Origin of the sequence: Bifidobacterium sp. 7101 (assembly GCF_000499285.1) — a bacterium.
In the GTDB taxonomy this organism is placed as follows: Bacteria; Actinomycetota; Actinomycetes; order Actinomycetales; family Bifidobacteriaceae; genus Bombiscardovia; species Bombiscardovia apis_A.
This window is the reverse complement of the sequence record NZ_AWUN01000001.1, coordinates 551601-577907: the sequence shown is the minus strand read 5'-3', so window position 1 is coordinate 577907 and position 26307 is coordinate 551601. Positions and strand designations below refer to the sequence as shown.

General features: G+C 63.7%; 21 protein-coding genes. 5 read left to right on the top strand and 16 right to left on the bottom strand.

The genetic code is table 11. The annotated features are described in order from the left end of the window. Window positions 1-30: 30 nt before the first annotated feature. The 9 genes from P272_RS0102175 to mraZ form a co-directional block, all read right to left on the bottom strand. Complete coding sequence (locus P272_RS0102175; RefSeq protein WP_029677931.1) at window positions 31-1254, bottom strand: peptidoglycan glycosyltransferase FtsW; 1224 nt, start codon at window positions 1252-1254, stop codon at window positions 31-33. Next, window positions 1238-2677 carry a UDP-N-acetylmuramoyl-L-alanine--D-glutamate ligase gene (gene murD, locus P272_RS0102170; protein WP_155804919.1) on the bottom strand — a complete coding sequence of 480 codons (1440 nt, stop codon included), beginning with the start codon at window positions 2675-2677 and terminating at the stop codon, window positions 1238-1240. Before murD ends, P272_RS0102175 begins: the two co-directional genes overlap by 17 nt. A gap of 79 nt (window positions 2678-2756) precedes the next feature. Then, a complete protein-coding gene (mraY, locus tag P272_RS0102165; RefSeq protein ID WP_029677929.1) occupies window positions 2757-3860 on the bottom strand; it encodes a phospho-N-acetylmuramoyl-pentapeptide-transferase in 1104 nt (367 codons plus the stop codon). Between the two features lie 74 nt (window positions 3861-3934). Continuing rightward, window positions 3935-5461 carry a UDP-N-acetylmuramoyl-tripeptide--D-alanyl-D-alanine ligase gene (locus tag P272_RS0102160; RefSeq protein WP_081709016.1) on the bottom strand — a complete coding sequence of 509 codons (1527 nt, stop codon included), beginning with the start codon at window positions 5459-5461 and terminating at the stop codon, window positions 3935-3937. A 9-nt stretch (window positions 5462-5470) separates the two neighbouring features. Beyond that, complete coding sequence (locus P272_RS0102155) at window positions 5471-6352, bottom strand: hypothetical protein (RefSeq protein ID WP_029677927.1); 882 nt, start codon at window positions 6350-6352, stop codon at window positions 5471-5473. Between the two features lie 46 nt (window positions 6353-6398). After that, window positions 6399-8180 (bottom strand): peptidoglycan D,D-transpeptidase FtsI family protein, encoded by a 1782-nt coding sequence (locus tag P272_RS0102150; RefSeq protein WP_029677926.1) that lies wholly within the window; start codon window positions 8178-8180, stop codon window positions 6399-6401. Continuing rightward, window positions 8177-8668, bottom strand: a complete 492-nt coding sequence (locus P272_RS0102145) for a hypothetical protein (protein ID WP_044097647.1) — start codon at window positions 8666-8668, stop codon at window positions 8177-8179. Before P272_RS0102145 ends, P272_RS0102150 begins: the two co-directional genes overlap by 4 nt. Continuing rightward, complete coding sequence (gene rsmH, locus P272_RS0102140; protein ID WP_044097708.1) at window positions 8665-9756, bottom strand: 16S rRNA (cytosine(1402)-N(4))-methyltransferase RsmH; 1092 nt, start codon at window positions 9754-9756, stop codon at window positions 8665-8667. The genes P272_RS0102145 and rsmH overlap by 4 nt, the downstream gene beginning before the upstream one ends. A gap of 11 nt (window positions 9757-9767) precedes the next feature. Beyond that, a complete protein-coding gene (gene mraZ, locus P272_RS0102135; RefSeq protein ID WP_029677923.1) occupies window positions 9768-10250 on the bottom strand; it encodes a division/cell wall cluster transcriptional repressor MraZ in 483 nt (160 codons plus the stop codon). A gap of 277 nt (window positions 10251-10527) precedes the next feature. On the opposite strand from mraZ, the gene P272_RS0102130 reads away from it, so the two are divergent. Beyond that, window positions 10528-12762: a HelD family protein gene (locus tag P272_RS0102130; RefSeq protein WP_029677922.1), complete on the top strand. Its 2235-nt coding sequence runs from the start codon at window positions 10528-10530 to the stop codon at window positions 12760-12762. A 27-nt stretch (window positions 12763-12789) separates the two neighbouring features. On the opposite strand, the gene nrdR is transcribed toward P272_RS0102130, so the two are convergent. Both nrdR and P272_RS09400 read right to left on the bottom strand, forming a co-directional pair. Further along, on the bottom strand, window positions 12790-13272 hold the full coding sequence (gene nrdR / locus P272_RS0102125) for a transcriptional regulator NrdR (protein WP_044097646.1): 483 nt from the start codon (window positions 13270-13272) through the stop codon (window positions 12790-12792). A 157-nt stretch (window positions 13273-13429) separates the two neighbouring features. Further along, entirely contained in the window at window positions 13430-13699 is a 270-nt protein-coding gene (locus tag P272_RS09400; protein ID WP_052323123.1) for a LysM peptidoglycan-binding domain-containing protein, read from the bottom strand. Window positions 13700-14123: 424 nt separating this feature from the next. Between P272_RS09400 and lexA the strand changes: the two genes are divergently transcribed. Further along, window positions 14124-14798 (top strand): transcriptional repressor LexA, encoded by a 675-nt coding sequence (lexA, locus tag P272_RS0102115; RefSeq protein ID WP_029677919.1) that lies wholly within the window; start codon window positions 14124-14126, stop codon window positions 14796-14798. A gap of 3 nt (window positions 14799-14801) precedes the next feature. Here lexA and P272_RS0102110 read toward each other — a convergent pair whose 3' ends face one another. The 3 genes from P272_RS0102110 to hflX form a co-directional block, all read right to left on the bottom strand. Next, window positions 14802-15731 carry a cation diffusion facilitator family transporter gene (locus P272_RS0102110; RefSeq protein WP_029677918.1) on the bottom strand — a complete coding sequence of 310 codons (930 nt, stop codon included), beginning with the start codon at window positions 15729-15731 and terminating at the stop codon, window positions 14802-14804. Between the two features lie 71 nt (window positions 15732-15802). Then, window positions 15803-16765: an L-lactate dehydrogenase gene (locus P272_RS0102105; RefSeq protein WP_024627229.1), complete on the bottom strand. Its 963-nt coding sequence runs from the start codon at window positions 16763-16765 to the stop codon at window positions 15803-15805. 101 nt (window positions 16766-16866) lie between these two features. Beyond that, window positions 16867-18333: a GTPase HflX gene (gene hflX / locus P272_RS0102100; protein ID WP_155804943.1), complete on the bottom strand. Its 1467-nt coding sequence runs from the start codon at window positions 18331-18333 to the stop codon at window positions 16867-16869. A 216-nt stretch (window positions 18334-18549) separates the two neighbouring features. Between hflX and P272_RS0102095 the strand changes: the two genes are divergently transcribed. Genes P272_RS0102095 through P272_RS0102085 form a run of 3 tightly spaced genes read left to right on the top strand, consistent with a single transcriptional unit; the run spans window position 18550 to window position 24181 of the window. Next, window positions 18550-19218: a class I SAM-dependent methyltransferase gene (locus P272_RS0102095; protein ID WP_441293852.1), complete on the top strand. Its 669-nt coding sequence runs from the start codon at window positions 18550-18552 to the stop codon at window positions 19216-19218. After that, window positions 19215-23297 (top strand): ATP-dependent RNA helicase HrpA, encoded by a 4083-nt coding sequence (gene hrpA / locus P272_RS0102090; protein WP_029677915.1) that lies wholly within the window; start codon window positions 19215-19217, stop codon window positions 23295-23297. The genes P272_RS0102095 and hrpA overlap by 4 nt, the downstream gene beginning before the upstream one ends. Then, on the top strand, window positions 23294-24181 hold the full coding sequence (locus P272_RS0102085) for a hemagglutinin (protein WP_081709001.1): 888 nt from the start codon (window positions 23294-23296) through the stop codon (window positions 24179-24181). The genes hrpA and P272_RS0102085 overlap by 4 nt, the downstream gene beginning before the upstream one ends. Window positions 24182-24190: 9 nt before the next feature. On the opposite strand, the gene glnA is transcribed toward P272_RS0102085, so the two are convergent. Next, entirely contained in the window at window positions 24191-25528 is a 1338-nt protein-coding gene (glnA, locus tag P272_RS0102080) for a type I glutamate--ammonia ligase (RefSeq protein ID WP_029677913.1), read from the bottom strand. Between the two features lie 46 nt (window positions 25529-25574). Next, a complete protein-coding gene (gene priA, locus P272_RS0102075) occupies window positions 25575-26306 on the bottom strand; it encodes a bifunctional 1-(5-phosphoribosyl)-5-((5-phosphoribosylamino)methylideneamino)imidazole-4-carboxamide isomerase/phosphoribosylanthranilate isomerase PriA (protein ID WP_029677912.1) in 732 nt (243 codons plus the stop codon). Window position 26307: the final 1 nt, after the last annotated feature.

Sequence of the window (26307 nt, the reverse complement as noted above, 5' to 3'; positions counted from 1 at the left end):
GCTTCCTTTCCGCCATGTCCATTCCGCATCTCAGGACCCGTCCGTGGCTGCCATCACGTCCGGCTGGGTCCGAATCATCTTCAGAGCCACCCCGGCCGAGGCCAGACAGGAGATCAGCGCGGTCCCTCCGGCCGACACAAAGGGCAGGGGCAGCCCGATGACCGGCAGCAGGCCCAGAACCACGCAAATGTTGACCAGGGCTTGGCCCACCAGCCACACATCCAGGCAAATCAGCACCATGCCCGCATACCGGTCCTTGGTGGTCAGGGCGATTCTCAGCATGCACCAACCCATGACCACAAAGACCAGAATAAGCATGGCCGCCCCTACAAAGCCCAGCTCCTCGCCGATGACAGCGAAGATGAAGTCATTGTGCGCCTCGGGCAGATAGTTCCACTTCTCCCTGGAGTTGCCCAGCCCGACCCCGGTCAACCCTCCCGAGGCCATGGCGTACAGCCCATGGATGGACTGGTAGCAAACCCCCTGAATGTCATCCGCCGAGCACTTGCCGTAGGCGGCCATGATCCGCTGGGTCCTGTTGCTGTTGCCATAAACCGAAATGCCGATGACCGCCGCCATCCCCAGGACTGCCAGGCTGAGCAGCCAGCGCAGGGGGAAGCCCGAAACCAAAAAGGCCACGAAGCCGATGATGACGATGATCATGGCCGTTCCCAGGTCCTTGCCCAGCATGATCAGCAGGAAACTGACAATAAAACCGGCAGCCGGCTTGGCATAGGCCTTGGCCAGACTCTTCAAGTCGGAATTCTTGCCGACCCGCCTCTGTGCTTCTATCAGGGCCTGGGGCAGCCACAGACACAGGGCCAGCTTGAGCAGCTCGGCCGGCTGCATGGAAACGCCCCCGACCGAGATCCACCCCTCATTGCCGTTGGCAGAACGCCCCAGCGGAGTGCGGGTCAGCAGTTGGACACCCTGGCTGGCAATCAGGAACCAGGTGCTCCAACTCCGGTAGTGGTCGATGCTGATCCTCACAGCCAGAAGGGCCAGTAAGAGTCCAAACACTGCGTATACGCTCTGGCGAATGACCTGGCTCCAGGGTGAGCTGCCCTGGGCCACCAGATCCACAGCCGAGGAGGAGAAGACCATCATCAGGCCGAAGACCGTGGTGGCGACGACTGTAGCCAGAAAGCCGTAGTAGCACCAGAGCGGATTGAGTATAGCCCGCCAGCCCCGGTAGTCCCCCTTGCCGCCGGACTCCCTGAAGGGAGCCGTGTGCGGATCAGCGTCGCGCTTCATGCTCGTGGACCCATTGTGTTGCCTGCTGGGCAAACTGGTCGCCCCGGTCGGCATAGGAGGCGAACTGATCCATGGAGGCACAGGCAGGTGCCAGTAGAACAACCTGGCCGGGCCGTGCATAGGATCCTGCCGCACGAACAGCTCGAGCCATGACCTGGTCGCCTGTACCAGGATCGATCAAGGTAACCGGAAGATCGGGCGCCTGGTCCTTGATGGCCTGGACCATGGGCTGCTGATCCTGACCGATGATCACGGCTGCAGCCAGCTTGGATCTGCGGGACCGGACCAAATCGTCGAAGCGGGCGCCCTTGGCCAGTCCGCCGGCCAGCCAGACCACCTGGCCGTCATGGTAGCTGGCCAGGGAGGCCTCAGCCGCGTGGGCATTGGTGGCCTTGGAGTCATCCACAAAGCGGATGGCCTGCGCACCCTGGCCCAGGGTGGCCACGGTACTGATCCTGTGATCGCCGGGCGTGAAAGCGCGCATGGCCTCGATGGCCGCGTCGACCCGGGCCCCAGCGTCCAGTGCCAGAGCCAGAGCGCAGAGGGCATCAGCAAGCAGATGGGGGTAGACCGTGCCATCGGGCTCGCACAGGTCCGTCAGATCGGCCACCCGGACCAGCCTGACCCCCTCCTCAGGATCCTGACCGGTCAATCCGCTGCGGTCCACGACCCAACCGTCTTCCACGCCCAGCTGCCCGGACTCGGGCCGACCCAGGGTGAAGCCCACCCGTCGGCAGCCGGGGGCTGGCTGAGCCTGTCTGGCCAGGTCGGAGACTCGGGAATCATCGGCGTTGTAGACCAGTGCCTTGCGCACGCCCCGGTAGATGCGCGCCTTGTCGGCCGCATAGGCCTCGAAGCCCCCGTGCCAGTCCAAGTGGTCGTCGGCCAGATTGGTGATGGCCGCGCACTCCAGGGCCGGCGAGAAGGTGAAGTGCAGCTGGAAGGAGCTCAGTTCCACGCAGAGTATGTCATTGTCAGGATCCAGGACGGCTGTGGAGACGGCCTTGCCGATGTTGCCCACCGCTGGGGCCGTAAACCCGCTGGCCTGCATCATGGCGGAGACCATCCTGGTGGTCGAGGTCTTGCCGTTGGTACCGGTGATCCCGATCCAGGGTGCTGGACGGCCAGTCCGTGTTGAAGGCACCCGCAGCAGCCAAGCCATCTCTACCTCGCTGACCACGGGGATGCCCCGACGTTGCGCCTCAAGGATAAATGGTGTACGCGGATTGAAGACGGGCGAAGCCATGACCAGATCCACCTGGCTCCAGTCCACCTGGTCGAAGTCATGAAGATCAGCCTGTGGGGCACGCTGGTCCACAGTGATCACACCAGCTGCCCGTCCTCGCAGGGCTGCGGCCACGCTCCGTCCGGAAATGCCCAGCCCGGCGACCAGTACACGCTTCTGGCTCAAGTCCATATCCATGAACACCTCATTCCGCTAGCTCCGGCATCTGCTTGGCATGATACCGGCTGCCGAAGTCCGGTACCGTGAATGGACGCACTCAGATGGGCAGCCCGGAGCGGACCACCCAGTCTGCATAGAAACAAACCAGGGCCAGCAGGACGAAGATCAGGTCCACCATCCAGAATCGGACAACCACCTTGGACTCCTGCCAGCCCATCAGCTCGAAGTGGTGGTGGATGGGCGCCATCTTGAAGACCCGCTTGTGGGTGAGCTTGAAGTAGCCCACCTGGATGACATCAGAAGCTGCCTCTCCCACGAAGAGACCGCCCAGGATGACCGCCAGCAGCTCGGTATGGGTGGCGATGGACAGGGCTGCGAAGAGCCCGCCCAGAGCCAGGGATCCGGTATCGCCCATGAAAATGGAGGCCGGATTGGTGTTGTACCAAAGGAAGCCGAAGCAGGCCACGGCCGCGCAGCAGGCGATGATGGCCAGGTCCAGGGGGTCTGAGACCGCGTAGGCATGGCCGGGATGGCCGCCGCCCTTCAAGTGGTAGCTCTCCCAGAAGGCGATGACCGTATAGCCCACGAAGGCGATCATGGAGGAGCCCGAAGCCAACCCGTCCAGGCCATCGGTCAGGTTGACCGCATTGCTCCATGCCGTCATCAGCAGATTGACCCAGATGATGAAGAGCACCACAGACAGGACGCTGCCCGCCATTCTGAAGTCGATGATGGGTTGCTCCACGAAGGATATGCCCGCCTGGGCGCTGGGGTAGCCGTTCTTGGTGGGCAACTTCAGGGCCAGCACCGCGTATATGGTGGCCAGAATGAACTGGCCGATGAACTTGGCCCTGACCGACAGGCCCAGATTCTGCTTTTTGCGCACCTTGGCGAAGTCGTCGATGAAGCCCAGGAAGCCCATGGAGAGCATGGCGAACAAGACCAGCATGGCCGACAGGGACACGGACTCCCCGCGCGACAGGTAGCGGTAGAGCGCCGAGGCCGCCCATCCCAGCAGAATGGCCAGGTTGATGACCAGCCCGCCCATGGTCGGGGTGCCGCGCTTGACCAGGTGGGACTTGGGCCCGTCCTGGCGGATGTACTGGCCGTAGTGCAGGCGGTGGACCAGCCGTATCAGCAGGGGGGTCCCCGCCAGCGTCACCACCAGGGCGACCAGGATTCCGATGATGAGGGCAATCACAGTGTGTACTCCAACTCTTGGATGCTGTCCTTGAATATTAGACCCCGCTGCGGGGATGCCAGTGGACTCATGGCTCAGCCCTGCCACCGGTCGGCCAGATCGGACAGGCCGGACATGTGCGAGCCCTTGAGCAGAACCAAATTCTGCCGGTCCGAATGCCTGGCGCACAGGTGGCGGACCATCTGGTCGGCCTGGTCAGCGTCCTGGGCAAAGAGTACCCGCATGGCTCCAGGCTGATCCTCGCTCGGATCGGATGGGCCGCCGGCACCACGGACCAGGGCCTGGACCAGAGCATCCATCTGTTGGTCCCGGCAACCCACCGCGACCAATGCATCAATGCCCTGACGACGGCAATAGGCGCCAATCTCCTGGTGCAGCTGCTCCCCTCGATCGCCCAGCTCAAGCATGACCCCCAGGACCGCTATCCGATAGACCGGGCCATCGGATCCCTTCCAGGCAGCCAGGGCATCCAGCCCGGCCCGCACGGAGTCGGGGTTGGCATTGAAGGAATCATCGATCAGGGTGAAGGAGGCATCCGGCAACCGGACCGACGATAGGGCCATCCGATGCGGACTTATTCGCCGCTGTCGACCCAGCTCATCGGCAATTCGCTCTGCGTCCAGACCCAGGGCGTAGGCCACCGTGGCGGCAGCCAAGGCGTTCATGACATTGTGCCGTCCCGGGATACCCAGACGCAGCCGAACCGGCTGCTGGCCACGCAGGTACAGTTCGAAGGCCGGCCTGTCCAGGCTGTCACTGTCCAGGTAACGAGCCGAGCCGTCCAGGTCGCTGCCCCGCCCGCTGTCTTGAGCGGCCATGCCAAAGCGCAGAACAGGCCCGGAGGCCAGATCGGCCATGGCGGCCACCCGGGAATCGTCTGCATTCAGCACTGCGGTCCCACCCGGCACCAGGCCTTGCACAATCTCGCTCTTGGCCTGGGCGATGCGCTCCACGGAGCCGAATTCGCCCAGGTGGGCTACTCCCACCTTGAGGACCAGGGCCATGTCCGGGGGAACCATCCGGGTCAGACTTGCTATCTCGCCCACGTGGCTGGCACCCATCTCCGCCACCAGGTAGCGGGTGTCCGGCCCGACCTCCAAGGCGGTCAGAGGAAGGCCGATCTCATTGTTGAAGGACCCGACCGGGGCCACCACAGGGCCCAGCAGGGCCAGCAGGGAAGCCAGCAGGTCCTTGGTCGTGGTCTTGCCGACGGAGCCGGTGATGCCGATGACCGTGAAGGGACCTTGAGCCTCGCGCCGACGGTCTATGTTGGCACGAGCCAGCAGTCCCAGGGCCACAACCGTATCATCCACAAGAACCTGAGGCAGGTCAGCCCCCGGAACCAGGTGGTCGACCAGGGCCGCGCGGCAGCCCTTGGCCCCCAAGCCGGGAACATAGTCATGACCGTCCACGTGTTCGCCCTTGATGGCTACGAAGAGTCCATCGGTCCCCGCCTGTCGGGAGTCGGTCACCACCCGCATGCGCACGGACCGCCGATCGGGTTCGCGACCAGGACCGGCCTCGACCAGCCGACCGTGCACATATTCGACGACCTCTTCCAGGGTCAAGGGCATGGACCCGGCCCCTACAGACTGACTCATCCTCACCTCTCAGGACATTTCGCGGGAGACGCGCAGGGCGCTCCTGATGTTGTTGCGTTTGACGCCGGCGGCCATGGTCATGGCGATGCACAGGGACAGGTCGTCGCTTTCTGCATCGGCGGGCAGGGACTGGCGGGCCAGGTCGTCCGATTCCTCGTTACGTCGGGCCACAATGGTGTGCCCGCCCAGGCTGAATCCGTATCGGCGGGCCCTGGAGATCAGGCGTACATGCCGCATATCGCGGGTTGAGCCCTCCTGGGCGCCTAAGGCCACCACATCCAGATTCACCGCCTGCAGGGCATCCCTGGCCAGGGTCTGTTCATCCACGGAGATGACCACGGCGGCCGCTCCGTCCTCCAGGGCAATGGACAGACTGCGCTGCACATCGAACATGCTCAGGGGGTATTCCAGGTCCAGTCGCCGGTCCAGCGAGTATGAGCCCTTGGCACTGAGAATACCGACGGGATTGCCCAACACGTGCAGGAAGTCGGCCAGGAGATCCACTTGGTCCTGCACCTGGGAACCGACCAGGGCAAAGACAGCCAGGGCTCCCGAAGGGTCTCCAGCGGCATTGGCCAGCAGCTGGCCCATCTGCCAGGGGTGCATGGTGCCGAAGAGCAGGGGTATGTTGGCTCGTCCCACCTCTTGGCGGGCCGAAGTCGGCAGCAGGGCTGCGTAGGCCCCTCGACGCTCGGCCTCCTCGATCATGCCCTGGTCCACTTGCTGGTCTGCAGGCACATAAAGGCTGCCGGGCCGCACTGAGGGCAGGTCGTCCACCAGTGAGGTCACCGTGACTGGTTCAGCGAAGTCGGGGACCAGGGTAAGCCCGTAGCGCCCCTTGAGCTGACCCAGGGTCAACCGTCGGGAGATTGATTCACTCAGCGCACTCATGCTGCAATCTCTCCTTCGTCCGGGAACGCCATGATGCCTGCCGGTATCACCATGTTACCGGGATAGCATCGGTTCTGGGCTGGGACGTGGGGACCTGGTATTTCTGCATAAGGAATTCACCGATCTGGGCGAAGATGGGACCTGCGGTGACGCCGCCGAAAATCCCGGCACTGCTGTGGGGGTTCTTCAGCACCACGGTGATCACAAAGCGGGGATCGTCAGCGGGCAGTATGCCCACCCAGTCGCTGACGATGCCGCCCAGCCTGCCGGAGCTGTCGGCTACCTCGGCGGTGCCGGTCTTGGCGGCTATCCTGTAGCCTTCCACCTTGACCGTCTTATCGTATTTCTCTGACACCGATTCCATTGCGTTCATGACCTCGGCGGCCACCTTCTCGTCCACGACCCTGACCTGATGAGCTTTGGGGGCGCCCTGACCGCGGATGATGGTCTGGTCGGAATGGACCCCCTTATTGGCAAGGGTGGCGATGGCATTGGTCAGCTGAACGGCGTTGGTGGCATAGCCTTGGCCGAACAGCACCGTGTTCCGGGTGCGCCGGTCCCAGGTCTGAGGCGTGGTCAGCAGTCCCTTGGACTCCCCCGGCAGGCCCAGGGCCGAGACCTGGCCGATGCCGAAGCGGGTCAGATAGTCGTAACGCTTCTGGTCCGGGTAGTTCTGGCCGGCCATGACCATGCCCACGTTGGAGGAATTCTGCAAAATTCCGGCCAGCGTCCAATGCTCGTCCCCATGGTTGAAGGAATCCTTGTACTGCTGGTTGTCGAGGGTGATGTGGTCGGGCACTGTAAAGCGGTCGGTCATGGAGTGCGCCTGCTCCTGGAGCATGCCAGCGGCCGAGATGGTCTTTCCGACCGATCCGGGCTCGAAAGTCTCCGCCACCGCCCTGGAGGAGTTGACCTTGGCCTGGTCGCTGCCCGCCTGGTAATCGTCGGAGTCGGCCAGGGCCAGAATCTCGTTGGTGCGGGTGTCCTGAACCACCGCCAGTGCCCAGTCCGCATGATAGTTCTGGCAGCCTGACTTGAGGGCCTGGCGGACATACCAGAGCACGTCCTGATCAATGGTCAATCTCACATCCTTGCCGTTGACCGGATTGCGCTGACGGGTCATGGTTCCGGGAATCTCCTGGCCCAGCATCCCCTGCTGATAGACCGTATAGCCGTCAGTGCCGGTCAGCCGCCGATTCTCCATCTGCTCGATCCCGGCCACTCCCTTGCCGCTGTCGTCGATGCCCCCGATCAGGGCTCCCATCAGATCCGCGTGAGGATAGGTGCGTTCGCTGCTCAGCTCGGCCGTGATGATCCCCTGCAGCCCCAGCTTGTCGATGGAGCGCTTGACCTCGGGAGTCACCCGTTTGGCCAGGACCACGTACCGTCCGGGAACGCTGAGCTTGCCGCCAAGCTCCATGGCGTTCATCCCCAGGGCCGGTGCCAGAAGACGTGCCACGCCGGCAGCACCGTCGGCGCCCACCGGATGGCCCTTGATACTGTGGCAGTCACTTCCGGTGCGCTTGGTGCAGTTGATTGGTATGAAAGAGGCGGCCGCCTCGGGGTCGCCGATGATGTTGTATCGCTCCAGGCTCTGGGCCAGCACCCTGCCATTGACATCCAGGATGCGGCCACGCTGGGCCTTGATGGTGTGCGGCACGGTGCGACTTGCCGCAGCAGCCTGGGCCATGGACCTTCCGTCAAAGAGTTGGATGTAGGCCAGCTTGCCCAGGGCCAGAGCGGCCACCAGGATCAGAATCAGGCCGACAGACAGCGAACGCTTGCAGAAGGAAAGATGCCAGGAGCGCTTGGTTCCCTTGCCGCTCATGGATGCCCCGCCTTGCCATGGGCATCCTGAGGAGGCTTGTAGCCCTGCAGATCGATGGAGTTCAGACCCTGCTGTGGCTGCATGCCCAGCTGCTGGGCCTTGTCCGGCAGGGAGGCCTGGAGCTGGTCGAGCTTGTTCTGGTCATCCTGGACGTCCTGGTTGAGATTGCTGATCTCATGCTGGATCCGGGTGGCCTCGAAGGAATCCTGGACCATCTGGGTGCGCAGCATCAGGGAGCCGAACATGCAGGCCGCCAGAAAAACCACCGAGGTCATAATCCGCAGCAGAGGATTGCCCCGGGTCCGCGTCCAGCCGATCAGACGCCGGACCCCCTCAGCCACTGGACCTCGTTCCGGCTGGCGCGCCTTGCCTGCCTTGCCTGTGCCCTTGATCAGACTGAGCTCAGGCCTGGTGGGCATCTCCTGGATGCGGGGATGCCCCTTGTCCGGGGAGGCCTTGGAACGGACCGAACGTGCTGGCATGGTCATGACCGGTGCCTCGATTCCGAACCGTGGCCGGCATGGCGATGATGACCATCTGAGAACTCACCACGGGCTTCGGACTCAAGCCGATGACGACGCTCCTCAGGGATTGTCCCAATCATCTCCACGGCCCGCAGGCGCACCGAGGCGGACCGAGGGTTGCTTTCCCGCTCGGCCACATCGGCCTTGATGGCCCCATGGGTCAGATCCGACAAGTAGGGACGGGCCTGATCGGGCACCACCGGCATGCCAGCCGGCAGGTCAACGTGCAGCCCTGGCGCCATGAAGCGCTTGACCATACGGTCTTCCAGGGAGTGGTAGGACTCCACAATCAGACGACCACCCTGGGTCAAGCGAAGAATGGCCTGAGGCAGGGTTCGCCGCAGGCGGTCCAGCTCTCCGTTGACCTCGATGCGCAGGGCTTGGAAGACCCTCTTGGCCGGATTGCCCGGAGGACGGTGGCCACGCGGCACAACCCTGTCAACCAGACGATCCAGCTGGGCCGAGGTGGTAAGCGGCTGCTCCTGCCTGGCCTCCACGATGGCCCGGGCGATGCGTCCTGCATAGCGCTCCTCCCCATACCGGGAGAAGATGCCGGCCAACTGGTCCTTGTCGTACTCGGCCAGAACCTGTGCAGCCGTCAGCTCCTGGCTGGTGTCCATACGCATGTCCAACGGAGCGTCCTGCCGGTAGGTGAACCCCCTGTCACGCTGGTCGATCTGCAGGGAGGACAGCCCCAGATCCATGAAGACCAGGTCCACCTGGCCCAGGCCCAGGGCATCCAGCTGCTGATCCAGCTGGTCAAAGGGGGCATGCACCGGGGTGAAGCGGTCGGCCAGGCCCTCGTCACGCATCCGGCCTGTGGCCAGGTCCAGAGCCTCAAGATCCCTGTCAATGCCAATAAGACGGGCCTGGGGACAGGACTTGAGGAAGGCGGTGGCGTGACCGGCCAGGCCCAGCGTGCAATCCACAGCCACGGCCCCCCGGTGCTCCAAGGCGGGCCGGGCCAGCGCAAGACAGCGCTCCAGCAGGACGGGACGATGGACCATGCCGCTGTCCACAGCCTCCTGGTCGGGCGGATTGCGATTTTCCATGAGGGCCTCCATCAGCAATCCACCGCCGGAAGAACATCGTCGGCAATATCGGCGTAGCCCTGCTCCTTGCTCTCCAGGTAGGAGGACCAGGAATCCTGATCCCAAATCTCGGCACGGGTGCCCACACCGATGACCACGACGGGGCCGGTCAGCCGTGCGTAGGAGCGGAGCATGGGCGGAACCAGGATGCGCCCCTGCTTGTCGGGGATCTGGTCGACGGCACCGGACAAAAATACGCGCAGGTAGTCCCTGGCTGACTTGTCGCCCATGGAGGTGTGTTGGATACGCACGGCCATCCGTCGAAATTCCTCGGTGGGCAGCAGGCTGACGCAACGCTCCTGGCCGCGGGCCATGACCAGGCCCTGACCCAGCTGAGCGCGGAACTTGGCCGGCAGAGCCAGGCGTCCCTTGGAATCCATCTTGGGCGTGTAGGTACCCAGAAGCATGGGCGGCAGGGAAGGCGAGGAGGCATCTGCCTCGTATGTATCGGCCATGCCCCACCTCCAATGCCAGTTTGGTAACCATGGGACGACCCCATCGGGTAGCGTCCCCTACGCAATGCTCCCCACTTTACCCCACTTATCCCCATTGCTCACCACCATGACACCACTTCAGGCCCAAACCCAACCATTCGACTCACCAAAGGGACCGGCCCGGCGTTTCGCCACCCGTCAAAGAGAGCGCGGCCGAGGGTCTTCAGAGCCGAAAAAGTAGAGGTCGAGCGGTATATTGGATCATCCGATTTTTGAACATTGGACAGAACGGACGCACATGTCGAGCTATTCCTCACAGCTGCATGAAGAGCAGACGGCGGTGGACAGGGCCTACGGCCGTCTGGACGAACTGCGGACACAGGCCAGGACCAGACTGGATGCAGTCAGGGCCGCCGGCTCACACGGATCCCCCACCCAGCGCACCGAGCGGGATTCCTTCGCCAACATGTATGAGGACCGGCTGACCCAGCTGCGGGCCGTGGAGGACCGTCTGGTCTTCGGCCGACTGGATACGGCCCAGGGCGGCCGGCGATATATCGGACGGCTGGGTCTGCTGGACAGCAACCACGAGCCCATTCTGACCGACTGGCGTGCCGAGGCCGCGCGCCCCTTCTACGAGGCCACCCCGGCGGACCACGGCGACATCGTCATGCGTCGGCACATCACCCTCAACTTCCGCCAGGTCACCGGCATCGAGGATGAGGTCCTGGACTTATCCGCCCCCGAGGTAGATAAGGCGGCCCAGGGCGGCACGCTTGCCGGCGAGGGCGCGCTCATGGCCTCCCTGTCCAGCCGCCGTACCGGGCAGATGACCGACATCGTAGCCACCATCCAGGCCGAACAGGACCGGATCATCCGCTCTCCCATGACCCGTCCGCTGGTGGTCCAGGGCGGGCCGGGCACCGGCAAGACGGCCGTGGCCCTACATCGGGCGGCCTATCTGCTCTACACCCACCGGCGCAGACTGGAGACTTCGGGCGTGCTCATCGTCGGGCCCAGCAACGCCTTCCTGCACTACATCGACCAGGTCCTGCCCTCCCTGGGTGAGACCGGAGTGCTCAGCCGCACCATAGGCGACCTCATCCCCGGCATCAGCACCGAACGCCAGGAGGACCCGCACGTGGCCCGACTCAAGGGGGACATCCGCATGGCCGAGGCCGTAGCCAACGCCGTCGCATCTCGGGAGCGGGTGCCTGGCTCCCTGCCCACGGTCAAGGTGGACGGGGTTGCCGTACCCATGCTGGCGGTCGACCTGGAACAGGCCCTGGTCGATGCACGCCGCAGCCATCAACCGCACAACAAGGCCAGAAACACCTTCGTGCGCTCGGCCCTGAACGCCATGACCACCCGCTATGCCGAGGGAGTGGACTATCAGCCCGGAGCCGAGGAACTTGCCCGGGTCACCTCCCTGCTGCGTCTGAACGACCAGGTGCGACGGACCCTCAATCTGGCCTGGCTCCCCATGAATCCCCGCTGGCTGGTCAACGACCTCTGGTCCAGGCCGGACCGTCTGCGCCGGTTCGCCCCCTGGCTGACTCCTGAACAGATTGACCTGTTGACCCGCCAGGACGGCGCCGAACTGACCGTATCCGACATCCCCATCCTGGACGAGGCCATGGAGCTGCTGGGCCCCGACCCCCGCCAGGCGGATCGAGACCAGGCTGAAAAGGCCCGCCGCGATGAGGAACGCCGGTTTGCCAGCGATACCTTGGCTCAGAACGGCATCGGCACAGGCATCGTGACCTCGCAGATGCTGCTGGATTCCATAAACGGTCAGGATGATAATCAGGCAGCCACCCAGGCGGCCGGCGACCGAGAATGGGTCTACGGGCACATCGTGGTCGACGAGGCCCAGGAGCTGACGGCCATGGACTGGAGGATGCTGGTCCGGCGCTGCCCATCCCGGTCCTTTACCATCGTCGGGGATGTGGCCCAGACAGCGGCCCTTGGTGGCACACGGTCCTGGGCCTCCACCATGGACAAGCTTTTCGGCCCGGACGGGTGGGACCTGCGGCAGCTGACCATCGACTATCGCAACCCTCGCCAGGTATCCAACCTGGCCTCCTCATTCGCAGCCTCCGAGGGTCTTGAGGTTTCCACACTCAAGGCCGTGCGCGAGGTGGAAGGATCAGTCAGTCATCTGCGAGCAGGGGATCAGGCCAGCCTGCTGGACCAGCTGCCTGACCTGGTGGGCGAATTGGCGGAACGCCATCTAGGCAAAGACGGTACCGGACGCCTGGCCATCATCGTTCCCAGTGCTTTGGAAGCCGAGGTCAGCTCCCGGCTCCATATTGATAAGTCACAGGAGCACCAGATCATGGTCACGACCACCGGCCACACCAAGGGACTGGAATTCGACGCCGTGGTTCTGGTTGAACCTGGAGCCATTCAGGATGAAGCCCCCTCCAGGCTGAGCGCGGCGGCCGACCTTTATGTGGCCATGACGCGACCGACCCAGGAGTTGGTCATCGCCCAGACATCCAAGGATCAGAGGCTGCTGGACCTGGGATGATGTGCCTAGGTGCCTGAGTAGCTAATTTCAGGACTGTGCAGTTGCAGACTGCTCTTCAGCTGACTGGTCCTCGGCGCGCAGGGTATCGATGGCCTGTTGGAAGTCCTCCAGGTTGCTGAAGTTGCGGTATACCGAAGCGAAGCGCAGATAGGCCACCTCATCCAGCTCCCTGAGGGGCTTCAGGATGGCCCTGCCGACCTCTTCCGAATCAACCTGGGCCAGGCCGCGCGAACGTAGATCCTCTTCGACCTGCTGGCCCAGGAGCTTTAGGTCATTCTCATCGATGGGCCTACCCTGGCAGGCCTTCCTCACACCAGAGATAACCTTGTCGCGGTTGAAAGGCTCGGCATTGCCTGAGCGTTTCATGACCAAGAGAATCGAAGTCTCCACCGTGGTGAACCGACGCGAGCAGTTCGGACACTCACGGCGGCGTCTGATGGCATGGCCGTCGTCGCTGATTCGCGTATCCACAACCTTGGTATCGGGATTCTGGCAGAAAGGACAGTGCATAGGCAATATCATAGCGCCAAAGGACCGCGAGACCCACGTATACCGGGCCTATCAGCGTACAACCCTGGACAAACTCCTCGAATTCAGCTATTGCCTCCGTTCAGACGACAAGTCATTGAAACCCCTTCATTGATTCCCTGGATTGAAAGTCACTGTCTCAATCGTCGCTGGGGATCAGAATTCGGTCGCCAACACGCAGATTGGGTGAAGACATATTGTTGATCTGCATGATGCGGTCCACGTTTTTAGTGACATCCTCACCTTGTGGTGTGATCGAAGCCGCGTAGGACCAGACATTATCGCCCGGACGAACAGTTCTGGTGATGACCTCCTGCGGTCCTGGAGCGGAGCTGGCCGGTCGAGCCATCAATCCGATTCCAGCCAGGGTCAGAACACCGACAGGCAGGAAAACCGCGAATCTATGCACAACGACACTCAGAAAACCTTGCTCGGACACACAGGCTTTGGCAGCTCTACGAAGATGAGCCATGACGGACGAGAACACAGAACCTACATACGCCCGGCAGGCCGAAAACAGGTTCGACGGCGCAGACATGCGGGAACTGGCACAGGTACGAACAACCATGGCACACCTCTTTCGAACATTTGTTCTATCGAACAGATGTTCTCATTGTGGCACCGTGAGAGCCATTTGGCAAGGCTGATTCGAACATTTGTTTGATTTTTCACTCCAGGCAGGTTAGACTGAGTTCAGTTTGCAAGGAAAGGAGCCCATCGTGAGTACCATCCCCTTTACCGGGTCCACGGCTACGAGCTCCCTCAACCAGACCACTGTCACCAACAGCGCCGACTCTCAGGAAGCCGCTGAAACTTCCGTCAACGCCGAGAGCCTGAATAAGGGATCCCGACCTAAGCTGACCGATCGCCAGGCCAGGGTTTTGGAAGCTATCAAGCGGCACCTGGCAGAGCGTGGATTCCTGCCCTCCTACAGGGAGATCGGCAAAGACGCAGGACTACGCAGCACTTCTTCCGTCAAGCACCAGCTTCAGGTCTTGCAAGATTTGGGCTACATTCGTCTGACTGCCAACAAGGGACGTGCCATAGAGTTGGTTCAGGACCAGCCTGAGCCGGCTGCAGGAACCGCCAAGATCGTACCCTTCCCCGACACGCAGGCCGACGAGGCGATCATGCAGTCGCGCGACGTGCCCCTGGTCGGCAGAATCGCCGCCGGTCAGCCTATTCTGGCCGAGCAGCATGTGGACGATGTCATGCGTCTGCCCGAACGTCTGACGGGATCCGGTGAGCTATTCATGCTCGAGGTCCATGGGGATTCCATGGTCGATGCCGCCATCTGCGACGGAGACTTTGTTGTCGTCCGCCGTCAGCAGGAAGCCGAGAACGGAGACATCGTCGCGGCTCTGCTGGACGATGGGGCCACGGTAAAGACCTTCCGACGCGAGAAAGGCCACGTTTGGTTGATTCCCCACAACCCGGCATACTCCCCTATCGACGGCACCCACGCCGTCATCATGGGTAAGGTGGTCACCGTTCTGCGCAAGGTCTGAAGGCTACATGTCCAAATGCTCGCCGCTGCTGTCTCTGTGCCCCTGCGGCTCTATCTGAAAGGTCGTATGTTCGACCGAGACCGGAAAATGATCGCGCAGGCAGCGTTGCATGCTGGTCAGAATACGTTCGTTTTCAACGGCCGTCGTACCCTTGGGAACGATCACGTGTGCTGTCAGCTGGGGCAGGCCGGTGGAGACGCTGTTGGCATGTAGGTCATGAACCTCAAGTACGCCAGGCACTTCCTCCAGGTGCTGCCTGACCTTGGCCATGTCGAGGTCCGCTGGGGTCTCCTCAAGAAGCACGGAAACACTGCTGGCCAGCAGTTTGATCGCACGCGGAATCATCAGCAGAGCGATCAGACCTCCCGCCACGGCATCAAAGCCGGCCCAGCCGGTGAGCATCATGACCACGGCTGATATCAGAACCGCCACGGAGCCCAATGCATCGTTGACCACCTCGAGAAAAGCGGCACGCATGTTCAGGTTGTCCTTATGCCCGGAGGCCAGGACCAGGATGGACCCCACATTGGCAGCCAGACCCAGAATGCCGAAGAAAAGCAGCAACCCCTGCTGATGGACTTGGTCCCGCCCAGGTGACCAGAGCCGCAAGACAGCCTCAACAATGGCGTAAACACCCACGGCCAGCAGAACCAGAGCCCCGCCAGCCGCCGTGATGACCTCCAGGCGGGACCAACCCCAGGTCCGCCGATTTGTGGGGCGGCGCTCCATCAACACTGCAGTGACGGTGGAGGCGATCAGCACGGCCATGTCGGTCATCATGTGTCCGGCGTCGACCAGCAGGGCCAGGCTGCGGGTGACCAAGGCACCGACGACTTCGGCCACGAAGACCGTCCCCGTCAGTGCCAAGGTCGTCAGCAGCTGTCGACGATGGGCGGACCCGCCACCCTGGACAACACCTTCATGAGAGCTCATGCATACCCCGATTCATCAGTCACCAAGGTATGCCACCAGGGGGCACAAGGCAAGGGTGTTCTGGGAAATACTCAGAAGCCGAACTTGCTTGCCGTCTCCTTGAGGGTCTCGGCGGAACGCTTCAGAGCAGCCAGCTCCCCGTCGCTCAGAGGGGTGTTGATATGGGTGTTGACCCCGTCACGGTTGAGCACACTGGGAACCGACATGCACACGTCGGAGATCCCGTGGAAATCCTCCAGCAGGGAGCTGACCGGCAGGATCCGGTCGGTGCCGTTCAGGATGGACTCGATGATGTCCACGCCGGACATGGCGATGGCGAAGTTGGTCGCACCCTTGCCCTCGATGATCTGGTAGGCGGCGTTCTTCACCTCCTGGTGGATCTCCTCACGCTTGGCCGCGTCCAGAGGCTCATGGCCGGGCAGCTCCATCCAGTCGCACATGGGCACGCCGCCGATGGTGGCCGAGCTCCAGAGCGGGACCTCGGAGTCGCCGTGCTCGCCGGCGATGTAGGCATGGACGTTCTTGACATTGACCCCGGTCTGTTGGCCGATCAGGTAGCGCAGGCGAGCGGAGTCCAGATTGGTGCCCGAGCCGAACATCTGATTGACCGGCAGTCCGGACAGCTCCAGGGAAACCCTGGTGACGATGTCGACGGGGTTGGTGATCAGCAGGAAGATGGCATTGGGGGCCACCTCGACCATCTGAGGGATGATGGACTTCATCATGTTGATGGTGGCTCCGGCCAGGTCAAGCCGAGTCTGCCCAGGCTTCTGCCTGGCTCCGGCCGTGATGACCACCATGTCGGCGTCGGCGCAGATCTGAGGATCGTCCGAGCCGTCGATGGTGACCGTGGGGTAGAAGCTGGATCCGTGCTGCATGTCGCGGACCTCGGCCTCAACACGCTGGGCGTTGATATCCTCAAGGACGATCTCCCGAGCCACACCGCGCTGGGCCGCCGAGAAGGCCAGGGTCGACCCCACGGCTCCGGCTCCTACGATCGCTAGCTTGGTTGGCTTGATTGATGATTCCGCCATAGTTTTATGGACCTCTCTTATCGGAACCCGGGAAACGGGTTTGCCGCTGACACAACATACGTAGTCTACCCAGCATAGGTGACCTGGCGTGCATCCGCCCCTTAGGAGTTCAGTCCTCCCGATGGCGTGTCACCCGCCGGAGCCTGCAAGGGCTTTTGATCAATGGCCTGGTCAAGCACGGCAGCCGCCAGCCGGTCGTCGACATCAGCGCTCAGCGCAACCCCATCGGCCCGGTATTCCAATGAATCCACCCGTCCCAACTGCCGCACCTGCTCCAGCAGGGAACCGCTGGTGTAGGGCAGGATGGCCTGGACATGCACGGCGGGTGCGGGCAGCAGCTCCTCCACCCGCCTGCGCAGGGACTCAAGACCCTGACCTTGCCTGGCCGAGACCAAAAAGGCCTCGGGCTCGAGGTTGACAAGCCGCTGCCGGGCATCCTGGTCGATCAGATCCACCTTGTTGAAGACCAGCAGGCGTGGAATGGACTCGGCGCCGGGGATGTCTGCCAGCACGGCATCCACTGCCCTGATCTGCCCGAAGGGATCGGGGTGGGAGCCATCCACGACGTGCAGAATCAGGTCGGACTGACCCACCTCCTCCAGGGTGGATTTGAAGGCCTCGACCAGCTGGGTGGGCAGGCGGCGGACGAACCCGACCGTGTCCACATAGACGTAGAGCCGGCCATCTTCCGCCTTGGTGCGCCTGACGGCCGTATCCAAGGTGGCGAAGAGAGCGTTCTCAACCAGTTCCTCGGACCCGGTCAGCCGATTAGTCAGCGAGGACTTGCCGGCATTGGTGTAACCCACCACGGCCACAGCCGGCAACTGATAGCGCCGCCGGGACCCACGCTTGACCTGACGCGAGGGGGCCATCTGGGCAATCTGTCGCTTCAGCCGGGAAATCCGCCGCCTGATGACCCGCCGATCGGTCTCGATCTTGGTTTCTCCGGGTCCGCGGGAGCCTATGCCGCCGGCCTGCCCGGCAGCCTGTCCTCCGGCTTGGCGGGAGAGGGATCCGCCCCAGCCGCGCAGCCTGGGCAGCATGTACTCCAGCTGTGCCAACTCCACCTGGGCCTTGCCCTCTCTGCTGGTGGCGTGCTGGGCGAAGATGTCCAGAATCAGGGCCGTCCTGTCGACCACCTTGACCTTGGTGACATCCTCAAGGGCACGTCGCTGGGAGGGATGAAGGTCGTCGTCGGTGATGATGGTGTCGGCGCCCAGCCGGGCCACGATACCCGCCAGCTCCCGTGCCTTGCCGGAACCCAGGTAGGTGGCCGGATCGGGCTTGACACGCTGCTGGAGCAGTCCATCCAGCACCTCGGCCCCGGCAGTCCGCGCCAGGGCAGCCAGCTCGCGTAGGGACTCCTCGGCCTGGCCGACCGTGGTCCGCGAACCCGACCAGACGCCGACCAGGACCACCCGCTCCAGACGGACCTTGCGGTACTCCACCTCGGTCACGTCCTGGAGCTCGCCAAGCCCCTCGACATGGCGGAAGGCATTGCGTCGACTGCGCTCCTCCCACTCCTGATCCTGGTCCTGCCCGACCTGCCCTTCGCCGCGGGTCAGCACCTCGGACTTGTGTAAGAGCGGGTCCTGGCGGACATCGACAACTGCTGAACCATGCTCTTGGGTCGGTTTTTCTTGGGTCAAAGGCACCTCTGCATTGATCTATGGACTAGGGAACGAATCCGGTGTAGGCGGAATCATGACACAGTCTTTATTATCATCTTCTTAGCAGACATCAGCGAGCGCCCGAGGGACGGGCAGTCTTCAAAGACGGACAGGATGGACATGACGCACAGGGACCATGGCAGAAGCCGGGGGCAATCCTCCAGGACCGGGACGGACGGAGGCGAACAATACTTCGTAGCCCGTCCGGCCTCCCCCGACCAGCGGCGGACCATCCAGGTTGAACTCGCCGGCCGCACCTGCCAGGTGGAGGTCTCCAACGGGGTCTTTTCGTCGGGCAGGCTAGACCTGGGCACCTCGGTCCTGCTCAAACGTGTCCCCCAGCCCCCGGCCGAGGGTGATTTTCTGGACCTGGGCTGCGGCTGGGGTCCCATCGCCCTGAGCATGGCCATGCAGTCACCCAAAGCCAAGGTCTATGCTGTGGACACCAACCTCCGAGCCCTGGATCTGACTGCCCGCAATGCAAAAACCCAGAGTCTTGACAGGGTTCGCACCTTGACTCCGGAACAGGTGCCGGACGATCTGCGCTTCGACCTGATATGGTCCAATCCGCCCATCCGAGTGGGCAAGGCGGCCCTGCACGACCTGCTGATGACCTACCTGCCCAGACTGAAGCCCCAAGGCCGGGCCTACCTGGTGGTCCAGCGCAACCTGGGCGCCGATTCCTTGATTCCCTGGCTGGCTGAGGCCCTGGGCTCCGGCTGGACGGCAGAGAAGTATGCCTCGGCCAAGGGCTACCGGATCATCGAGGTGGGCCGGGCATGAGGTTCGAGTATCCTGCCGAGCTGCCCATCAGCGCGGCCAAGGAGGACATCGTCCATGCCGTGCAGTCCTCCCAGGTGGTCATCGTCTCAGGCCAGACCGGCTCGGGCAAGACCACACAGATCCCCAAGATCCTCCTTCAGATGGGCCGCGGCGACCACGGTCGTCAGATTGTGCACACCCAGCCCAGGAGGATCGCCGCCAGAACCGTGGCCGAGCGCATCGCTTCGGAGACTGGCACCAGGCTAGGCGACCAGATCGGCTACCAGGTCCGCTTCACCGACAAGTCCAGCCGGAGCACCCGCCTGCGAGTGGTCACCGACGGCATTCTCCTGGCGCAGATCCAGGGCGATCCCCAGCTGCGGGCCTACGACACCATCATCATCGACGAGGCCCACGAACGCAGCCTGAACATCGACTTTCTGCTGGGGTACCTGACCGCCCTGCTGCCCAAACGGCCCGATCTGAAGCTGATCATCACCTCAGCCACCATCGATTCGGTCAAGTTCCGGGACCACTTCGCCAAGGCCCTGCACACCCAGGTGCCCGTGCTGGAGGTCTCCGGACGCACCTATCCGGTCCAGACCCTCTACGAGCCAGCAGGATCGGCCCCTGCCCTGATGCGGCATGTCCCCGGGTTCGACTCCGAAGAGGAGGGCCAGGACAGGGAGGAGCCGGACCTCCCTAAGGCGGTGGCCCGGGCCTGCGCCGAGCTGGTCATCCACTCCACCCATGTCGACGGCCCCAGAGACATCCTGGTCTTCGCCGCCGGCGAGCGCGACATCCGCGAGTACGAGACCGCCCTGCGACGGCACTTCGGCCCGCGGACCTCCGACATGCGCCGCCCGGACGCCTTGGAGATCATCCCCCTCTTCGCCCGCCTGTCGACCAAGGAGCAGCACCGGGTCTTCGAACACCACGGCCATCAGCGCATCGTCATCGCCACCAACGTGGCCGAGACCTCCTTGACGGTGCCGGGCATCCGATACGTGGTGGACCCGGGACTGGCCAGGATCAGCCGCTATTCCAAGTCGGCCAAGGTCCAGCGCCTGCCCATCGAGCCCATCTCCCAGGCCTCCGCCGATCAGCGTGCGGGCCGCTGCGGACGTGTGGCCGACGGCATCGCCATCCGCCTGTATGCCAAGGACGATTATGACACCCGTCCCAAGTTCACCGACCCGGAGATCCTGCGTACCTCCCTGGGTTCGGTCATCCTGCACATGCTCTCGGTGGGCGTAGCCCATACCGCCGAGGACGTCACCGACTTCGGCTTCATCGATCCGCCTGACACCCGTGCGGTCAGCGACGGTCTGCGGGAACTGACTGAGCTGCAGGCCATCTCCCGCCAGCAGGGCCTCATCCGGCTGACCAGCCTGGGACGGCGGCTGGCCAGGATCCCCATCGACATCCGTCTGGGCAGAATGATCCTGCAGGCCGGTCAGGATGCCACCCCGGACACCCTGGCCGCCGTTCTGGTCGTCGTGGCGTTCCTTTCCCTGCAGGACCCCCGCGAGCGCCCTGAGGAGAAGCGCGAGGAGGCCGACCGGATCCACGCCCGCTATGAGGATCCCTCCAGCGACTTCCTGACGGCCCTGAATATCTGGAACCGCTTCTTCCCGCAGGACAAGGAGCCCTCCAACGGGGCCCTGCGCAAGGCCTGCAAGCAGGAGTACATGGCTTTCCTGCGCATGCGGCAGTGGCATGACCTCTACCGGCAGCTGGCCCAGATGTGCCGGGGCCTGCACATGAAGGTGGGCTCCCCCGTCCCCGTCAAGGGACCGGATCAGGCCCTGCTGGACCTGCCTATTGGACAGCAGGCGGCACATGCCCTGGTCTGCTCCTGGGACGACCAAGGGATCCACCGGTCCATGCTGGCCGGCCTGCTCTCCAGCATGGGCATGCAAGTGGTCCACGAACCCAAGGCCTCCGATTTCGCCGGCCTGCATGGCGCGGCCCGAGCCAAGGCCATGAAGCGGGCGCGCCGGCAGGCCAAGAACGACTACCAGGGGGCGCGCGGCACGCATTTCGCCATCTTCCCCGGTTCCGCCCTGGCCAAAGCCAATCCGCCCTGGATCATGGCCGCCGAACTGGTGGAGACCTCCCGGCTCTGGGCGCGCTGCTGCGCAGCCATCGACCCTGCCTGGGCCGAGCCTCTGGCCAAGTCCCTGACCAGAACCACCTACGCCGAGCCCCACTGGTCGGCCTCCCGTGGTGCCGCGGTGGCGACCTCCAAGGTCCTGCTCTACGGTCTGCCCATCGTGCGCGATAGGACCGTGCAGTGGGCGCGGATCAACCCCGGTCAGGCCCGGGACATGCTGATACGCCAGGGCCTGGTCCAGGGCGATGTGCGCGAGCGCTTCCCGCATGACGGCTTCATCCAGGCCAATCGGCAGGTGCTCAGCGAGGCCGGCGAGCGTACCAGCCGGACCCGCCAGGTGACCGGCACCGTCACCGAGGAGGACCTCTACGACTTCTACCAGGAACGCATTCCCCAGGAGGCCACCTCCCTGGCCGCACTGGGCTCTTGGTGGCGGAAGCACCACGATGCGGACCCGCACCTGCTGGACTTCGACCCCGACAAGGTGGAGCGCCTGAACGACCAGTCCGCCTCCTACCGGCCCGGTGACTATCCGGACCACTGGCACACCCAGGGCATCGACGGCCGGCCCATGAATCTGCCCCTGACCTACCGCTATCAGCCGGGAGAGTCGGACGACGGCATCACGGTCCACATCCCCCTGCACTGCCTGAACCAGCTGACCCCAGGCCAATTCAGCTGGACCGTGCCCGGCCTTCTGGACGATTTGATCACAGCCACCATCAAGTCCCTGCCCAAGGCCCTGCGGGTCCAGTTCGTCCCCGCCCCTGATGCCGCCCGGACCATCCGCGCCTGGATAGACGGCCACTATCCCCTGCTGCCCGGCGCCGATCCGGCATCGGTAGAGCAGGCCACCTACGGATCAGCAGACCAGCATGCAGACGGAGACGAACACGGTGCAGGAGCCATCCCCGCTGGTGGCTGGCCGGACTTCGAGCAGGCCTTCACCGCCGCAGCAATCGATACGGTGGGAGCCCAGCTGCACCCTGAGGTCTTCACTCCAGCCAGGCTGGAACGGCTGCCTGACTACCTGCGGCCCACCTTCCAGGTGGAGGAGGATCGACGTCAGGGCCGCAAGGGTCACGGCCACCCCAAGGTCCTGGGCCGATCCAAGTCCTTGACCGACCTGCAGCGCGACCTGGCGGGACAGGCCCGACAGTCGGCCCGGTCCCGCGTGGACTCCCAGGCCAGCAAGGCCGCCCGACAGGGCCAGGTGGTCAAGAGTGCCGACCTGCTCCACCAGTCCGGCGCCACCACCAAACCCCGCGAAGTGCTGATCTGGCAGGCCGCCCTGGACAAGCTCCACCTGCCTGCCCAGCGAATCTCCTCACGCTGGCTGAGCCGGGAGGCCCTGATGCTGGCCTCGGCCCCCTATCCGGACACCTCCGCCCTGGCTGAGGACCTGCAGATGGCCGCTGTCAAGCGCCTGATTCCCCACACCGATGCCATCACCGACGATCGGACCCTACAGGAGGCTGTGGCCAGCGTCAGCCAGGTCTACGAGGATACTGTGTATCAGGTGGCCAAGGATGTAGTCGGCATTCTGGAGACTTCGGCACAGGTGGACAAGGCCGTGTCCGGACCGGCTGATCTGCCCCTGCTCTCGGTCCTGCAGTGGATACGCCAGCATTCGGCAAATCTCCTGGCCAAGGGCTTCATCGGGGCCGATCCACCCTATGCCCTGCCCCGTCTGCGCACATACCTGAAGGCCGACCTGATGCGCTTGGACAAGGCCCGCAGGGACAAGGATCGTGACGTACGATGGGCATGGCAGGCGCAGACCGCCCAGGATCTGGTGGACCAGGCGGCCAAGGCGGCCCAGGCTCTGCCCGCCGGTCCCGGACGAGACCAGGCCATGGACCGTGCGCAAAGGGGACGTTGGATGATGGAGGAGTACTTTGTCTCCATCTGGGCCCAGGAGCTGGGGACGGCCATCCCCGTCAGCCTGCAACGAATCAGGAAGGCGCTGGAAGGAAAACCATGAGCACAAGGCCATCGGGACCAAAACGCAGGGTCGGCACCAAACGCGGGCGGATTACCCTCCGCCGCGCGCAGACCCTGGGGGCAGCCCTGATGGCCATAGTCCTGATGGTCGCCCTGTGCATACTGGCCGTCCGCTTCGTCTCCTACCGGCTGATGGTCGGACGCGTCATCCGCCACCAGGAGCAGCTCTCCCAGGAGTATGTCTTCAATCCAGGCAGGATTATCACCGATCACCGCTTCCACGACACCGTGGACATGAACGCCGACGATGTTCAGGCCTTCCTGGACCAGAAGGGGGCATCCTGCAACGGATCCACCTGCCTACGAAGCCTGCAGATGGATGTTCCCGACCGCCCCAACGACGGCCTATGCGATGCCTACAAGGGTGGCAAGGGACAGAGCGCGGCTCAGATCATCGACGGATCCGCCCGCTCCTGTGGGATAAGTCAGAAAGTCCTCCTGACCATGCTGCAAAAGGAGCAGCATCTGGTGGCCACCGACCAGCCCCCCGCCCAGGTCCAGCTTCAGTCGGCCATGGGCCTCTCCTGCCCTGATGATGCAGACTGCGACACCCGCTATGCCGGATTCTTCAACCAGGTCTACGGGGCCGCCCACCGATTCCGCTACTATCAGGCCCACCGGGACCAGTACGCTTATCAGACCAAGGCCCTGAACGATGTACGCTTCAGCCCCGATGCCTCCTGTGGCAGCGGCAAGGTCTACATCGAGAACGATGCCACTGCACTGCTCTACATCTATACGCCCTACCAGCCCAACGAGGCAGCACTGCGGGCAGGCGACGGCGAAGGCAACCGCTGCTCAAGCTACGGCAATCGTAACTTCGTCATCATCTACAACAGCTGGTTCGGCCGATCGGACCAGTAAGCCCCGGATTCAAAGCTTGGGCAGGTAGTAGGCCAGCTCGTAGGGGGTGACCTGCCGGCTGTACCCGGCCCACTCCCGGTGCTTGTTGCGCAGGAAGTACTCGAAGGTCTGCTCACCCAGCACCTCGGCCACGAAGTCCGACTTCTCCATGACCTTGAGCGCTGCATCCAGGCTGTCAGGCAGGGGCTCAATGCCCATGGCCTGCCGCTCAGCGTCGGTCAGCTCCCAGACGTCGTCGCTGGTGGGCTCGCCCAGGGTCATCTTCTGCTCGATCCCGTCCAGGCCGGCAGCCAGCAGCACCGAGTATGCCAGATATGGATTGGCCCCCGGATCCAGCCCGCGGAACTCCATCCTGGCCGAGTTGCCCTTGCCGGGCTTGTACTGGGGTATGCGCAGGAGGGCGGACCGGTTGTTGTGCCCCCAGCAGACGTAGCTGGGCGCCTCAGCCCCGCCCCATAGACGCTTGTAGGAGTTGACGTACTGGTCGGTCACCGCGCAGATTTCGGCCGCATGGGCCAGGATGCCGGCGGCGAACTGCCGGGCCGTCTGGGACATGTTGAACTCCTGGCCCACCTCGTAGAAGGCGTTGGTGTCCCCCTCAAACAGGCTCAGATGGGTATGCATGCCCGACCCCGGCTGGTCGGTGAAGGGCTTGGGCATGAAGCTGGCGTAGATTCCCCGCTCCAAGGAGATCTCCTTGACCACGGTCCGGAAGGTCATGATGTTGTCGGAGGTGGTCAGGGCGTCGGCATAGCGCAGGTCGATCTCATTCTGTCCTGGTCCGGCCTCGTGGTGTGAGTACTCCACCGAGATGCCCATCTGCTCAAGCATGTTGACGCAGGCCCGCCGGAAGTCCATCCCCGGGCTGCGGGGCACATGGTCGAAGTAGCCGCCCTCGTCGATGGGGGTCGGGACCTGGGACCAGTCATCCTGGTTCTCAAACAGGTAGAACTCGATCTCCGGGTGGGTGTAGAAGATGAAGCCCTTCTCCTTGGCCTTGGCCAGGGCCCGCTTGAGCACGTGCCGGGGATCCCCGCTGCTGGGCTCGCCGTCCGGGGTGAGCACGTCGCAGAAGATTCGCGCTGTGCCCTGCGGCCCGCCCCTCCAGGGAAGAATCTGGAAGGTGGACGGGTCGGGCTTGACGATCATGTCGTCCTCGGAGACCCTGGTCATGCCCTCGATGGCCGAGCCGTCGAAGCCCAGCCCCTCCTCGAAGGCCACCTCCAGCTCGGTGGGCGCTATGGCCACCGACTTCAGGGTTCCCAAGACATCGGTGAACCAGAGACGAATGAACCGGACATCGCGCTCCTCGACAGTGCGCAGCGCGAACTCCTCTTGCTTATCCATAGAGCTTATGCTCCCATTCCTATATTTCGCGGATTTGCTTATAGCGTTAACAATGCCCAGAGACCAGGTCCAGTGCCTGCTCCAGGGTGAAGGCCCCCTCATAGAGGGACTTGCCCAGGATGGCGCTGTCCACACCCCGATCGGCCAGGTCCAGGATGTGGCTCAAGTCATCCAGGCTGGATATGCCTCCCGAGGCGGTCACCTTGGCCGGGGTCCGGGCAGCCACCTGCCCGAGCAGATCCAGATTGGGGCCGGTCATCATCCCGTCGCGGGTCACGTCGGTGACCACGTACCGGCTGCACCCGTTCCGGTCCAGTCGCTCCATGGCCTCAAAAAGGTCGCCGCCCTGTCTGGTCCAGCCCCGGGCGGCCAGGGTGTGTCCGCGCACGTCCAGCCCCACACAGACCTTCTCTCCGTAGCGACCCAGAACCTGGCTGGTCCATTCCGGATTCTCCAGAGCCGCCGTGCCGATGTTGACCCGGGTGGCGCCTGCATCCAGGGCTGCCTCCAGGCTGGCGTCGTCGCGGATGCCCCCGCTGAGCTCCACCTTGACGCGATCCCCCAGCTCGTTGACCAGGGCGGACAGCTTGTCGCGATTGTCGCCCGTGCCGAAGGCCGCATCCAGGTCGACCAGGTGGAGCCACTCGGCACCCTGGTCTACCCAGGCCTTGGCTGCATCGGCAGGCTCCCCGTAGACCTTCTCGGAACCGGAGACCCCTTGCTTCAGGCGAACCGCCTTTCCGTCACGGACATCGACAGCGGGTAGGAGCGTCAGCATC

Coding starts and splice junctions, on each gene's coding strand:
- murD (WP_155804919.1), bottom strand. CDS start 2,677: ATGGATATGGACTTGAGCCAGAAGCGTGTACTGGTCGCCGGGCTGGGC.
- P272_RS0102155 (WP_029677927.1), bottom strand. CDS start 6,352: ATGAGTGCGCTGAGTGAATCAATCTCCCGACGGTTGACCCTGGGTCAG.
- P272_RS0102095 (WP_441293852.1), top strand. CDS start 18,550: ATGGACATGACGCACAGGGACCATGGCAGAAGCCGGGGGCAATCCTCC.
- glnA (WP_029677913.1), bottom strand. CDS start 25,528: ATGGATAAGCAAGAGGAGTTCGCGCTGCGCACTGTCGAGGAGCGCGAT.
- rsmH (WP_044097708.1), bottom strand. CDS start 9,756: ATGGAAAATCGCAATCCGCCCGACCAGGAGGCTGTGGACAGCGGCATG.
- P272_RS0102145 (WP_044097647.1), bottom strand. CDS start 8,668: ATGACCATGCCAGCACGTTCGGTCCGTTCCAAGGCCTCCCCGGACAAG.
- P272_RS0102110 (WP_029677918.1), bottom strand. CDS start 15,731: ATGAGCTCTCATGAAGGTGTTGTCCAGGGTGGCGGGTCCGCCCATCGT.
- hrpA (WP_029677915.1), top strand. CDS start 19,215: ATGAGGTTCGAGTATCCTGCCGAGCTGCCCATCAGCGCGGCCAAGGAG.
- P272_RS0102175 (WP_029677931.1), bottom strand. CDS start 1,254: ATGAAGCGCGACGCTGATCCGCACACGGCTCCCTTCAGGGAGTCCGGC.
- nrdR (WP_044097646.1), bottom strand. CDS start 13,272: ATGCACTGTCCTTTCTGCCAGAATCCCGATACCAAGGTTGTGGATACG.
- P272_RS0102130 (WP_029677922.1), top strand. CDS start 10,528: ATGTCGAGCTATTCCTCACAGCTGCATGAAGAGCAGACGGCGGTGGAC.
- P272_RS0102085 (WP_081709001.1), top strand. CDS start 23,294: ATGAGCACAAGGCCATCGGGACCAAAACGCAGGGTCGGCACCAAACGC.
- mraZ (WP_029677923.1), bottom strand. CDS start 10,250: ATGGCCGATACATACGAGGCAGATGCCTCCTCGCCTTCCCTGCCGCCC.
- P272_RS0102150 (WP_029677926.1), bottom strand. CDS start 8,180: ATGAGCGGCAAGGGAACCAAGCGCTCCTGGCATCTTTCCTTCTGCAAG.
- priA (WP_029677912.1), bottom strand. CDS start 26,306: ATGCTGACGCTCCTACCCGCTGTCGATGTCCGTGACGGAAAGGCGGTT.
- P272_RS0102160 (WP_081709016.1), bottom strand. CDS start 5,461: ATGAGTCAGTCTGTAGGGGCCGGGTCCATGCCCTTGACCCTGGAAGAG.
- P272_RS0102105 (WP_024627229.1), bottom strand. CDS start 16,765: ATGGCGGAATCATCAATCAAGCCAACCAAGCTAGCGATCGTAGGAGCC.